This is a genomic window from Flavobacterium sandaracinum (assembly GCF_004349135.1).
GTDB classification, from domain to species: domain Bacteria; phylum Bacteroidota; class Bacteroidia; order Flavobacteriales; family Flavobacteriaceae; genus Flavobacterium; species Flavobacterium sandaracinum.
Genome location: NZ_SMFN01000010.1, coordinates 31,728 through 43,627, shown reverse-complemented (window position 1 = coordinate 43,627; position 11,900 = coordinate 31,728). Strand labels below are relative to the sequence as shown.

Below are 11,900 nucleotides of genomic sequence, written 5' to 3'. Positions count from 1 at the left end.
AATTTGTTCCGAGTTTCAAGTTTAATGTTTCAAGTTTATTCCATTAGACTTTTATCTAACGAAGTTCCCTTTGATACGCTATTCTATCACTTCGCGTTCTAAGAAATAGTTTACAATAGCTTCTTTCATTAAAACAGATTGTTCCCCAGCTTTTAGTGGAGGCAACTCCTCTTTTACTCTGTAATGTGGCCATCCATCTTCATCAAAAAACTCAAATTCATAGAAACCGTAAGGCTCTAATAATCTGCAAATGGCAATGTGCATTAGGTTTAATTTTTCGTCTTTCTTGTATTCACTGTGTACTTTCCCGAGTTCCTGAACTCCAATTAAATAAATAATGGCGTCTAGATCTAAGTCTTCTCCTTGTGAAAATTGATTGGAAAGTATATTTACAAGCTGTTCCCAGCGTTCTTTAAGTTGTGTGTCTCTTGACATTTTAATTTTTGATTGTAGATTAACGATTTTTGAATGCAGATTTGTATCGCAGATTTTCAAATAGAATAATCAAATTATTTTGGCAAAGATAGGCACTCCGTTTTTGACTTTAGAATATTCTTTTATCTTTGTTCTTTTGTCTTTATTTTTTATTTATGGGATTTTTAGATATTATTTTGGGAGTACTACTGGCTTTCGCTTTTTATAAAGGAATCAGAAATGGTCTTTTTGTCGAACTAGCTTCGTTAGTTTCACTTTTGGCGGGAATATATTTTGCCGTGAAATTTTCCTCCTTTATGCGAGATATTTTAGTAGGATATGTGAAGTGGAATCCCAATACAATTCAAGTTGTTGCTTTTATTCTCACGTTTATCGCTGTGGTTATGGTAGTCACCCTTTTAGGAAAGTTCCTGACTGGAGTCGCCGATTTTGCTTTTCTAGGCTGGTTGAATACGATTGGTGGTGGCTTCTTCAGGGTATTAAAAACAATTTTGATTATCAGTATTGTCTTTGCAGTTTTCGAAAAAATAAATTACAACCACTTTTTAACCAAAAAAGAAACGTTAGACAATTCACTTTTTTACAATCCAATTCAAAAAACAGCGGGATATATGTATCCTTCATTAAAGGAATGGTATGGCAGTTTGAAGGACAAATAAACAATTTGCACTGAATATTTGCAATTAAAAACTATTATTTCACTTCCTTAATCGCACTGCTTTCAATCCAACCTTCAGTTCCATCCGTTAGTTGGATTTTTTTCCATTCTCCTATGCTTTCAAAAACAAATACCTTAGTACCTTCATGGAGCACAAAAAGTGGTTTACCCCCATTTCTAGGTTCACTTTTAACATCGGTCATTTCGGCAAAAACTATGGCAGGTTTCTCCGTGTCAAAATGGCTTTTTTCAAAAATAGCGGATGAAACACTGATCAGGATCAAAAAAACAACTACGAACATTCCAAAAAAGAAAATTCGCTTTGAAACTGTACTTTGTAAAAAATAGTACCCTATAAAAAAAAGTAAAAACCCAACAGCAAGTCCAACCGAAATCCAAGCCCAAGTGTTATAATGATACACTCCCGTAAAATCCCGAATCAACTTTGCAAAACCCACTTTTGGAATTACTTTTATTTCATCAATCGTTCGTTTTTGAGCGAATTTCAAGTTGTTAATCGCATCATTATTATTGGGATTTAGAACCAATGCTTTTTCATAATTATAAATTGAAGGTGCTACTTCATTCAATTTATAATAGGCATTTCCTAAATTAAAATACACTTCAGAGGAGTGCTTATTGTCTTTCAAAACACTTTCATAAGCTGCTATAGCTGCGGTGTACTGTCCTTTTGCATAGTACGCATTCCCTTTTTCGAAGCCATTTTGGGCAAAGAAAATCTGGGTTGAAAGTAAAAGTAGGTATAGTATATTTTTCATTATTATGTTTTTTTGCCACGAAGTCGCAAAGTCTATTTACTCAAAAATTAATTTTAATACTTTTATTAAGCAATCTGTTTTTCTAATTCCGAGATTATAAATACCGCTTTATCAAAATCCTGCTGTATTGTAACACTTGACGAAGGCGCATAACGTGCCACTTCACAATTTTCAGTAAGCGCAATAAAATCATTTACTGCTTCTGGTTTTGCATTTCGAGATAACAATAATTCCTGAATATTATCCTTGCTCATTTCTGAAGTTTCAATGTGTAATTTCGCTTTCAGGAAATTATGCATCGCTTTTTCCAGCGCAATGTAAAACAGTTCTTTGTTTTTGATTTGTTTCTTCGCTTCTGATAAATATTTCTTGGCCAATTTGTTATTCATTCGGATTCTGTTTCCAGAGACATCCCCATCCATGGCCTCTTTCTTCTTTTTGAATAAAACAATTATTGGAACCAATAAAAAAGGAAGCAATAACAATCCAATAAAGAAATTTGATCCAAAGAAACCCTCTTTGTCTATGATAACAAGATTAGTTTTTGATTTGATGGTTTTAAATTCCTCTACAACAATTTTATTTTTATTTCCATCTGTTGTAGTGGAATCAGCCGGTGTAGGTCCATCTAAAACATTGATCATCACCTCCGGAGATTTTATTGTTTTGTAGGTTCTAGAACTCAGGTCAAAATAAGAAAACTGCATTGGTTTAACCGGATAATTGCCTCTGTATTGTGGAATTATAGTGTAACTATCCGACGATTTTCCAGCCATTCCAGAAAGTGGTGTACTGATATCTTCGCTGTGAACAGCATCATACATTTCCAGTGCATTTGGCACTACAGGTTTTGGCAAAGTGAACAATTTTAAATTCCCTTTTCCGGTTACACTTACAACCAAATCTAGACTTTCACCGTGTTTCAAATTAGTCTTTGATGGTGTAACTTTAAAGTCAAAGTTTCCAACTGCACCATTAAAATTTTCTGGTTTTCCTGCTTCTGGCAGAGGTTTAACATTTATAGTCTTTCCTCCTGCTGAAACTCTTTTGCTGGTTTCAGTAAGCACCATTCTACCAAACATATCCCTGCGATTCGTTGGCAATTGCACATCAATTTCTAAGGATAACGGTTCTATTTTAAGTCTTCCCGATTTTTGTGGATACAGCACTACCTTCTTTAGTACTATATACCTGTAATTCTGGCCTTTAAACAGCCCTTCCTCTGCTACAAGTTGTTTTATTTCTATATTTTGACTCCAAAAATCATTGTATTTTGGTTTACTTAATTCTCTAAAATTTGAGATTCCAATGTTCGCAAAATACAATTTATAGACTACTGTTGTTGGTTCGTTGACATAAGGATTAGCTTTAGAGACATCAGCAACTAGATACAGGTTTTCATCGGCAGTTATTTGCGTATCGTTAGGGTCTCGTGGCTGTTCTTGTGCGTCAGTAACATTGATTTTTACAGGCGCCGTTTTGTAAATTTGACCATTGTATTCTATAGCTGCCGACTTGATCACTAATGTACCTTTTTTATTTGGCAAAAGAATATAAGAATAGGCTTTTTCAAAGGAACTTCTTCCGTTTACCCACGATTGACTTACCTGCTGACTGGGTCCAGCAACAATTCGGAAACCATCAAAAGAGGGCTGCACAAAATTATCACCATCTACATTCATCATAAAATCAATACGCAATCTTTCATTCAAGCCCAGCATACTTTTACTCACTCTGGCCTCAAACTGAACCTGAGCACCGAGTGTGCTGCACACCAATAAAACAATTGCCACTATATAATTTTTCATTTTCAAACTGTCTAATTGAATTACCAATCCTTCTCGGTTTTAACTGGTTTTCCTTGTACTTTTTGGGCATTCACTTTATCCTGAACTTTCTTCTCCTCTTTATTTACGGCATTTAAAAGATTTTCTAGACGTTCCTTAGAAATTCCTCCTGGCGCTGGTTTTGGTTCTCCCTTGTCATTGGGTTTCGGATCTTTATTTTGTTTGTCCTGATCGCCTTTGTCGTCTTTTTTATCTTTTTCGTCCTTTTTATCTTTTTCGCTGTCTTTTTTATCTTCCTTCTTTTCTTGATCTTTTTTCTCGTCTTTTTTCTTGTCGTCTTTTGGAGGATTATCTTTCAGCATTTTTTTGGCCAAAGCATAATTATAACGCGTCTCTTCATCCGTCGGATCATTACGCAAAGCATTTTTATACGCTTCTACTGCTTGTGCATAATCTTTTTCATTCATGAACACATTACCTAAATTATGAAAAGCACGGTGTTTCTGAGGTCTTGTTTTTGAATTTTTCAAAGCCTTGGCATACGCAAACTTAGCTTCCGAAGATTGTTTTTGCTTGTAAATACTATTTCCAAGATTAAAAGGAGCAGCGGCTTTATTAGGGAATTTTGAATCCGAAATTCGGTAATTGGCTTCGGCTTCTACAAATTTATTGTCCGCATAATCTTTATTTGCTTTGGGTAAAATTCGGTCTTTTTGTTGCGCATACAATCCAGCTGTCCCAGAGAAAGCAACGATTAAAAAGGCAATTATAATAATTTTAAATCTTTTCATTTATTGTATCTATAAATCCAAAAAGTTTCGAAGCCTTTTAGAAATAATTATTTATTCTCGTTAAATAAATCTAATTTTTTAACCCAACTCGTTTTTCTTTCCAACAGAAAAACATCCACAAACAAGAGTAAAAAAGCAAACCCTAAGAACCATTGAAATTGGGATTGAAAATCAGCCATTTCCGTCGCTTCAAATTCTGTTTTTTGAATGTTATCCAAAGCATTCTTGATGTATTCCATCACTTCTTTGGTATTATTCCCGCTTATATATCCCCCTTTAGTCGTTTTTGCAATCACTTCTAAACTGGCTTTATTCAATTTAGTTATTACCACTTCATTGTTATTGTCTTTTTGAAAACTCTCTACAACTCCGTTCCTTTTTAAGGGAATTGTCCCTCCTTTTTCAGTTCCAATTCCTATGGTGATAATTTTCATTCCCAGTTTATTGGCTTCTTCGGCAGCGCTTTCGGCTCCTTCCGAATGATCTTCACCATCCGAAATCAGAATCAATAATTTACTGGTTTTACTTTTATCATCAAAATAGGTGGACGATAATTTTATAGCTTCATCTAGCGACGTTCCCTGAGAGGAAACCATACCCGTGTTCATGCTTTGCAAAAACATTTTGGCCACTCCATAATCTGTGGTGATAGGCAATACTGGAAAAGCGCTTCCTGCATACGCCACAATTCCTATACGATCACTTCCTAACTGATTAATGATTTGGGAAACAATCTGCTTGCTTTTATCCAATCGATTTGGCGCTACATCTTCGGCCAACATACTTTTGGAGACATCCATTGCAAAAACGATGTCAATTCCTTCTCGTTTTACGGTTTCCATTTTGGTACCAATCTTCGGATTTACCAAACCAAGAATCAGTCCAAGCAAAGCCAAAATCAGTACTGATACTTTCAAAACGGGTTTAAAAACTGAACTTTCAGGACTCAGTTTTTTAACCATTTCTAAATCCCCAAACTCGCGTTGTTTTTTTCTTTTCCAATATAAATTATACAGAAAAAGAAGCACCAAAAGTGGCAGTATAAAGAGAAGGTATAAATATTTTTTTTCGTCTAATTCCATTTTTAATTTTAGATTTATGAACTTTGATCTTAGATTTTTACTCTAAATCAAAATTCTAAACTTGGTCATTCTAATTCCAGTTTCAACTCCCTTCCCTTCGGGGAGGGCTGGGGTGGGGATTTTATATAAAGCTTTTAAAAACTGTATTCCTTAATCCTATTTCCAGCAACAATAAAAACCCGGCAAACCAAATAAATGGTCTGAATTTTTCATCATAATCATAGAATTTTAATTCTTCAATTTCAGTCGTTTCCAGTTTATTGATGGAAGCATAAATCTCCGCTAATTTGCTGTTGCTTGTTGCTCTAAAATATTTCCCATCTGTTTTTCTGGCGATATTTTTCATCAGCTGCTCGTCAATTTCCACTTTCATCATTTGGAACAAAAACTTTCCGTTTGGCGCAATAGCATAAGGAAACATGGCCATTCCATTGGTTCCAATACCAACAGTATACACTTTGATTCCGTATTGTTTGGCAATATCCGATGCTGTTTCTGGCTCAATAAATCCGGCATTATTCACTCCATCAGTCAAAAGAATAATCACCTTGCTCTTGGCCTGACTGTCTTTCAATCTATTCACAGCTGTCGCTAATCCCATTCCTATTCCGGTTCCATCCTGCAAAACATTATCATATTTAATACTGTTAATCGCATCCAGAATAACTGCTTTATCGCTGGTTACCGGGGTTTTTGTGTATGCTTCAGAGGCATAAACCACAAGTCCAATCCTGTCATTTGGTCGTTCTTCAACAAAATCAGCGGCCACTCGTTTCAGCGCTTCCATTCTGTTCGGTTTCAAATCTTTGGCCAGCATACTTCCGGAAACGTCAATTGCCATAACAATATCAATACCTTTCGTAGTTTTTGTTTTATTACTAATATCTACCGTTCTTGGTCTTGCCATTGCAATTATCAGAGAGCATAAAGCCAAAACCCGAAGCACATTCAACATTGGTTTTAACTTAGTCAAATACGATCCTGTTCCTTTAAATCCTTCTAACGAGCTTATCTTTAACGTGGCTGATTGATGGTTCTTTTTTCGCATGAACCAGACAATTACAACTGGAATCAGCAGAAACAACCAAAAAAATTCTGGGTTTAAAAAAGTTATTTTCTCCATTATTTACTTGCTTGTTTTAATTCGACAGCATTCAAAACGCGTTCTGAAATTTCGTTACCATACTTGTCTCCTTCTTCATGAAAAAGTAAAATTTGTTGCAATCCGCCTTCTTGACTGAACAATATCGCTTCATAATACATTTTTGCAGTGGTCTTATTTTCACCATCAACTTGAGAAAAAGTCCCGTAGGCTTTCAATCCTTTGACTCCTTCATTAGTTTCAAAATCTTCTTGTTTTACAATCATGTTTTGAGCTCCTTGCGCTTCCAGTGATTGCAACGCGCCATCCATAGATTTTGCCAAATCAATTTGTGTTTCCGCTTTGAATTTTAACGTAGAAACCATCACATAAAAACGGTCTAAAACACTTCCATACGCAAAGGATTGCATTTCTTTAATCAAAGCCATTCCGTTTTTAGGGAGCGTTTTTGTCAAATCTACTCTCTTAAGCACTTTTGGTGTTTCTATGATAATTCCTGGATTTCCGTACTCGCTTTTTACCCATTCACCTTCCAATAATTCTTTTGTAGGATGACCAATAATATTGTCTTTTACATAGTCAAACCCTTTGGTAACAATGAAAAAAGTGGTGGTCGCTGCCAATAAAAAAACAACCGAAGCCACCGCAGTCACGATGCGTTTGTTCCTTTGTTTGCGCAACTGAATTTGGATTTGTTTTTGTCTTTGCGCCTCATTCAACAACATGTCTTCCTCCACAGGAATTTCCACAGGAATTGAATTATCTAAGGTCAAAATTACTTTTTGAATTTTATTGCGGTCTTCGGTAATTTCAAAATCCAATGGTTTTGATTTCGCAAATTTCACTAAATCGGCTTGTTTTAAAACACGTTCCAAATTTTCGATAATTTCCTGAGAAAGCGTCATTTTCTTTTTGACAGAAGCTGCTCTAAGTCCTTGAATCAGCTCCGAAGTTGTACTTTCCATTGCCGGAATTTCTATCGCTTCTTCAATATAGTTTCTGGCGATATCAGTCAATTCGCTATAATACGCTTTGACTTCTCCTTTTTGCCAAAGTTCCTTTTTCTCCAAAGTATCCAGCAAAGTAGTCGCTTTCTCGATTGGCGTTTTATAAATTTCTTCCTGTAGTTTCTTTTCCTGGCGTTTTTTAATAAACCAATAAATAAAGGCTCCAATACCTATGATCAACGCAATGATCAATAGGTATTTCCACCAGTTTCCAATTGGGTTATCCGCTGGCGCAATATCCTTGATGTCGAACATTTTTTGTTTCAAAGTATCTACTTGAACATTCGCCACTTCAACCAAAAGTGAATCCGTAAGAAACGGTTTGCTGTTGATGAAAATCTTGATACTGGGAACCACGTATCTACCTGAATCAAATTGGGTTAAACCGTATTTTTTGATTAATTCGTAACGCCCGTCCATTTTGACAGTATCAATAGGATAGGACTGAATTACCTCTAAAGCCCCCAAGTTTTTTAGTCTAGGGAAAATCACTTTAGCCGAAGTATCAACAGTAGTTTTTATAGACAGTTTAAATTCGGCGCCAATTTTATTTTTAGTCGTGTCAATACTTGTGACTACTTGCTTTTGTTGTGCAAAAACTGCAGTCGAAAGCAGCAATAGTAGTAGGTATAATTGTTTTTTCATCTTTTATTATTGAACCCTTTTTGATTTTTGATTGAGGATTAACGATTTTTGATTTCAGATTTGACCCAGAAACTTCGATTCGTTTTTCATCAAAAATCTAAATTTATTTCAGATTTGTTTTAGCTGTTTTAATACTTGATACGAAAATAGAAATTAGCTCATTAGCCTCAGTTTTTGCAATAGTTAGATTTGTTAAATCGGACGTTAAACTTGATTTTTCAATAATTTTTAAACAAACAAAGCTTTCTCTTAACTCTTTTAAACAAATGCCCATTTTATGAATAAAATCTTTACTGCTTTCTGCACTTTGTGCCTCTCCATAATTTAAAGCAGGAGAAGTTCCAGATCTAATTATTTGCCCAGCAAGATGATTTCCAGCATAGTTTTTTTCAAATTTGCTTGCAACGATTATTATTGTTGCTGCAAAATCTATCAATCTATTTTCTAATTCTTGCTTGTTCACTTATTAAGTTTATATTTTTATTTTACCAATTTAAAATCCATTTTCCACTTTTACAAAATCTGAAATCAAAAATCGTTAATCAAAAATCTGAAATCATTATCTCGATTTAAAGTAACTTAATAATTTCGTCACATAACTTTCGTCAACTCTAGTGTTTACTACTCCCGAGCCTGATTTACTGAATGTTTCTTTGAAATAGTTTACTTTATCGTGGTACTGTTTTTCATAATTCATTCGCACTGCTTTCGAACCTGTATTTATCAATTCGATTGCTCCGGTTTCAGCGTCAAGCATAGAAACCATACCTAAATCCGGCATTTTTTCTTCTCGAATGTCGTACACGCGAATCCCCGTTATGTCGTGTTTTTTTGCAGCAATTTTTAATGTATGCTCGTAATCTTCCGACATGAAATCAGAAATTACAAACACAATTGCTTTCTTTTTTTGGGTTCCCGATAAAAATTTCAAAGCTTGCCCAATATCTGTTTTTCGGCTTTTAGGCTGAAATTCTATCAATTCCCGAATGATACGCAACACGTGAGATCTTCCTTTTTTTGGCGGAATGTATAATTCGATTTCATCTGAAAACAAAATCAAACCAATTTTATCATTGTTTTGAGTTGCTGAAAAAGCCATTGTTGCAGCAATCTCCGTTACAATATCTTTCTTGAATTGATTCTTCGAACCAAAACTTTCTGAACCTGAAATATCAACCATTAACATCATGGTCAATTCACGCTCTTCCTCAAAAACTTTTACGTGCGCTTCATTGTATCGTGCAGTTACATTCCAATCAATCGCACGAATATCATCGCCGTACTGGTATTGACGCACTTCACTGAACGTCATTCCACGCCCTTTGAAAGACGTATGATACTCTCCCGAAAAGATGTGATCGCTCAATCTTCGGGTTTTAATTTCTATTTTTCGTACTTTTTTTAAGAGGTCTTTTGTATCCATTTCTTTAGTAATTAGTAATTAGTGAATAGTGAATAGTAACCAACCAAGGCTAATTACTATTCACTTATTACTATTCACTTTTAGGGTACTTCTACTTCGTTTACGATTTTGTTGATGATGTCTACTGAAGTTATATTTTCGGCTTCCGCTTCATAGGTAACTCCAATTCTGTGACGCAATACATCATGCACTACAGCACGAACATCCTCTGGAATTACATAACCACGACGTTTGATAAAAGCGTAACATTTTGCGGCAGTCGCCAAATTGATACTTCCACGTGGTGACGCTCCAAAACTGATTAATGGTTTCAAATCAGCCAATTTATATTTCTCTGGATAACGCGTGGCAAAAATGATATCAAGGATGTATTTTTCTATTTTTTCATCCATATATACCTCACGGACTGCTTCTTGAGCACGCAAAATTTGTTCCACTGAAACAACAGCATTTACTTTTTCGTAACTTCCTTTTAGGTTTTGACGAATCACTAAACGTTCGTCTTCCATTTTTGGATAATCGATAACCGTTTTCAACATGAAACGATCGACTTGCGCTTCAGGTAATTGATACGTTCCTTCTTGCTCAATTGGATTTTGCGTCGCCAAAACCAAGAATGGTCTATCTAACTTGAAAGTAGTATCCCCAATAGTTACTTGCTTTTCCTGCATGGCTTCCAATAATGCCGATTGCACTTTAGCTGGCGCACGGTTAATCTCATCGGCAAGGACGAAATTAGCGAAAATTGGTCCTTTTTTTATCGAAAATTCATTTGACTTAATGTTGTAAATCATTGTTCCCACTACATCGGCTGGCAATAAATCCGGCGTAAATTGAATTCTACTGAAAGATCCCTGAATGGCCTGCGAAAGAGTATTTATCGCTAAAGTTTTTGCTAATCCGGGCACACCTTCTAATAAAATATGTCCCTGACCCAAAAGCCCAATTAATAAACGCTCGACCATGTGCTTTTGACCCACAATAACCTTGTTCATTTCCATCGTGAGAAGGTCTATAAATGCACTCTCTCTTTCAATTTTTTCATTAATTGCTCTGATGTCTAAAGTCGCCGTATTTTCTTCCATTTTATTATTTTTAAAACCTTGAATTTAATGCCTTCGTTTTGAAGGTGCAAATTGAATTTTTTTTTAGAAGTAAGATGTTAATAAATGGTTAAAACTTCGACAAAAGCCCTAATTTTAAGGACTAATTGTGATACAATTTTTATATTTTTAAGAACTTTGAAAAATATACTTTGAATTACAAGATTTACGCATTTCAATAAAAAATAAAAACCATGAGCAAAACAAAATTATCGCCCATTGTAGCGGGTGTAATGAATTGGGGAATTTGGGATAAAAATCTCAACACCAAAGAAATGGAAAACATGATTAATGTGTGTTTAGAAAACAAAATCAGCACCTTTGATCATGCCGATATATATGGAGATTACACCACTGAAACTGATTTTGGAAAAGCACTCGCTTCCAGCAAAATTGCAAGGGAAAAGGTGCAATTAATTTCGAAATGTGGCATCCAAATGGTTACCGAAAACCGCAAAAACGGCATAAAACATTATGAGTATTCCAAAGATTATATTGTCTGGTCTGTCGAGAACTCGTTAAAAAATTTACAGACGGATTATCTGGATGTGCTGTTACTCCACAGACCAAGTCCTTTAATGCAAGCAGATGAAATTGCAGAGGCCGTTTTAAAATTAAAATCAGACGGAAAAATCATCGATTTTGGGCTTTCTAATTTCACGTCTTCACAAACAGAATTGATTCGTCAAAAAACAGAAGTTTTGTACAATCAGGTGCAGTTTTCGGCAACGAATTTTGAACCAATGGTGGACGGAAGTTTTGATTACATGCAAGCCAATACCATTCGTCCAATGTCATGGAATCCGCTAGGATCCGTTTTTAGAGAAGATATTCCACAAACCAGACGCTTGAAAAAATTACTGGCGACCTTAGTTTCAAAATACCATTTTGGTTCTGATACCATTTTGCTTTCTTGGATTTTAAAACATCCGGCGCAAGTTATTCCTATTGCAGGAACGGTAAATGTGGCCCGAATTCAATCCTTGATGAAAGCCGTCGAATTAGAATTAGACCAAGAAGATTGGTTTGCCATTTGGTCCGCGAGCATGGGCAGTGATGTAGCCTAAATATTAATATCCAATATAATA

The 11,900-nt window shown here is 35.3% G+C and carries 12 protein-coding genes; 2 read left to right on the top strand and 10 right to left on the bottom strand.

Annotated features, from left to right (window positions below):
- Positions 1-78: 78 nt before the first annotated feature.
- Positions 79-435, bottom strand: a complete 357-nt coding sequence (locus E0F91_RS09760) for a hypothetical protein (protein WP_073354483.1) — start codon at positions 433-435, stop codon at positions 79-81.
- A 155-nt stretch (positions 436-590) separates the two neighbouring features.
- Between E0F91_RS09760 and E0F91_RS09755 the strand changes: the two genes are divergently transcribed.
- A complete protein-coding gene (locus E0F91_RS09755) occupies positions 591-1,094 on the top strand; it encodes a CvpA family protein (RefSeq protein ID WP_132066344.1) in 504 nt (167 codons plus the stop codon).
- Between the two features lie 34 nt (positions 1,095-1,128).
- Here the strand turns inward: E0F91_RS09755 and E0F91_RS09750 are convergent, their stop codons facing one another.
- The 9 genes from E0F91_RS09750 to E0F91_RS09710 all read right to left on the bottom strand — a co-directional run bounded on the left by E0F91_RS09750 (position 1,129) and on the right by E0F91_RS09710 (position 10,794).
- Positions 1,129-1,872 (bottom strand): tetratricopeptide repeat protein, encoded by a 744-nt coding sequence (locus E0F91_RS09750; RefSeq protein ID WP_132066342.1) that lies wholly within the window; start codon positions 1,870-1,872, stop codon positions 1,129-1,131.
- 65 nt (positions 1,873-1,937) lie between these two features.
- The gene (locus E0F91_RS09745) at positions 1,938-3,680 is read right to left on the bottom strand and encodes a BatD family protein (RefSeq protein ID WP_132066340.1); all 1,743 of its coding nucleotides are present in this window, start codon (positions 3,678-3,680) and stop codon (positions 1,938-1,940) included.
- A gap of 20 nt (positions 3,681-3,700) precedes the next feature.
- Positions 3,701-4,450, bottom strand: coding sequence for a tetratricopeptide repeat protein (locus tag E0F91_RS09740; RefSeq protein WP_073354472.1), 750 nt, complete (start codon positions 4,448-4,450; stop codon positions 3,701-3,703).
- A 47-nt stretch (positions 4,451-4,497) separates the two neighbouring features.
- Positions 4,498-5,532: a VWA domain-containing protein gene (locus E0F91_RS09735; protein WP_132066338.1), complete on the bottom strand. Its 1,035-nt coding sequence runs from the start codon at positions 5,530-5,532 to the stop codon at positions 4,498-4,500.
- A gap of 121 nt (positions 5,533-5,653) precedes the next feature.
- Positions 5,654-6,655 carry a vWA domain-containing protein gene (locus E0F91_RS09730; protein WP_073354468.1) on the bottom strand — a complete coding sequence of 334 codons (1,002 nt, stop codon included), beginning with the start codon at positions 6,653-6,655 and terminating at the stop codon, positions 5,654-5,656.
- Entirely contained in the window at positions 6,655-8,286 is a 1,632-nt protein-coding gene (locus E0F91_RS09725; protein WP_132066336.1) for a hypothetical protein, read from the bottom strand. Before E0F91_RS09725 ends, E0F91_RS09730 begins: the two co-directional genes overlap by 1 nt.
- 103 nt (positions 8,287-8,389) lie before the next feature.
- Positions 8,390-8,749: a four helix bundle protein gene (locus E0F91_RS09720; RefSeq protein ID WP_113636313.1), complete on the bottom strand. Its 360-nt coding sequence runs from the start codon at positions 8,747-8,749 to the stop codon at positions 8,390-8,392.
- A 96-nt stretch (positions 8,750-8,845) separates the two neighbouring features.
- A complete protein-coding gene (locus tag E0F91_RS09715) occupies positions 8,846-9,709 on the bottom strand; it encodes a DUF58 domain-containing protein (protein WP_132066334.1) in 864 nt (287 codons plus the stop codon).
- Between the two features lie 80 nt (positions 9,710-9,789).
- The gene (locus E0F91_RS09710; RefSeq protein ID WP_073354459.1) at positions 9,790-10,794 is read right to left on the bottom strand and encodes an AAA family ATPase; all 1,005 of its coding nucleotides are present in this window, start codon (positions 10,792-10,794) and stop codon (positions 9,790-9,792) included.
- Positions 10,795-11,006: 212 nt separating this feature from the next.
- On the opposite strand from E0F91_RS09710, the gene E0F91_RS09705 reads away from it, so the two are divergent.
- Complete coding sequence (locus E0F91_RS09705; protein ID WP_132066333.1) at positions 11,007-11,879, top strand: aldo/keto reductase; 873 nt, start codon at positions 11,007-11,009, stop codon at positions 11,877-11,879.
- The last annotated feature ends 21 nt before the right edge of the window (positions 11,880-11,900 follow it).

Bases quoted from the DNA above. Each gene is read 5' to 3' on its own strand.
- E0F91_RS09760 (WP_073354483.1), bottom strand. From the start codon at position 435: ATGTCAAGAGACACACAACTTAAAGAACGCTGGGAACAGCTTGTAAAT.
- E0F91_RS09755 (WP_132066344.1), top strand. From the start codon at position 591: ATGGGATTTTTAGATATTATTTTGGGAGTACTACTGGCTTTCGCTTTT.
- E0F91_RS09750 (WP_132066342.1), bottom strand. From the start codon at position 1,872: ATGAAAAATATACTATACCTACTTTTACTTTCAACCCAGATTTTCTTT.
- E0F91_RS09745 (WP_132066340.1), bottom strand. From the start codon at position 3,680: ATGAAAAATTATATAGTGGCAATTGTTTTATTGGTGTGCAGCACACTC.
- E0F91_RS09740 (WP_073354472.1), bottom strand. From the start codon at position 4,450: ATGAAAAGATTTAAAATTATTATAATTGCCTTTTTAATCGTTGCTTTC.
- E0F91_RS09735 (WP_132066338.1), bottom strand. From the start codon at position 5,532: ATGGAATTAGACGAAAAAAAATATTTATACCTTCTCTTTATACTGCCA.
- E0F91_RS09730 (WP_073354468.1), bottom strand. From the start codon at position 6,655: ATGGAGAAAATAACTTTTTTAAACCCAGAATTTTTTTGGTTGTTTCTG.
- E0F91_RS09725 (WP_132066336.1), bottom strand. From the start codon at position 8,286: ATGAAAAAACAATTATACCTACTACTATTGCTGCTTTCGACTGCAGTT.
- E0F91_RS09715 (WP_132066334.1), bottom strand. From the start codon at position 9,709: ATGGATACAAAAGACCTCTTAAAAAAAGTACGAAAAATAGAAATTAAA.
- E0F91_RS09710 (WP_073354459.1), bottom strand. From the start codon at position 10,794: ATGGAAGAAAATACGGCGACTTTAGACATCAGAGCAATTAATGAAAAA.
- E0F91_RS09705 (WP_132066333.1), top strand. From the start codon at position 11,007: ATGAGCAAAACAAAATTATCGCCCATTGTAGCGGGTGTAATGAATTGG.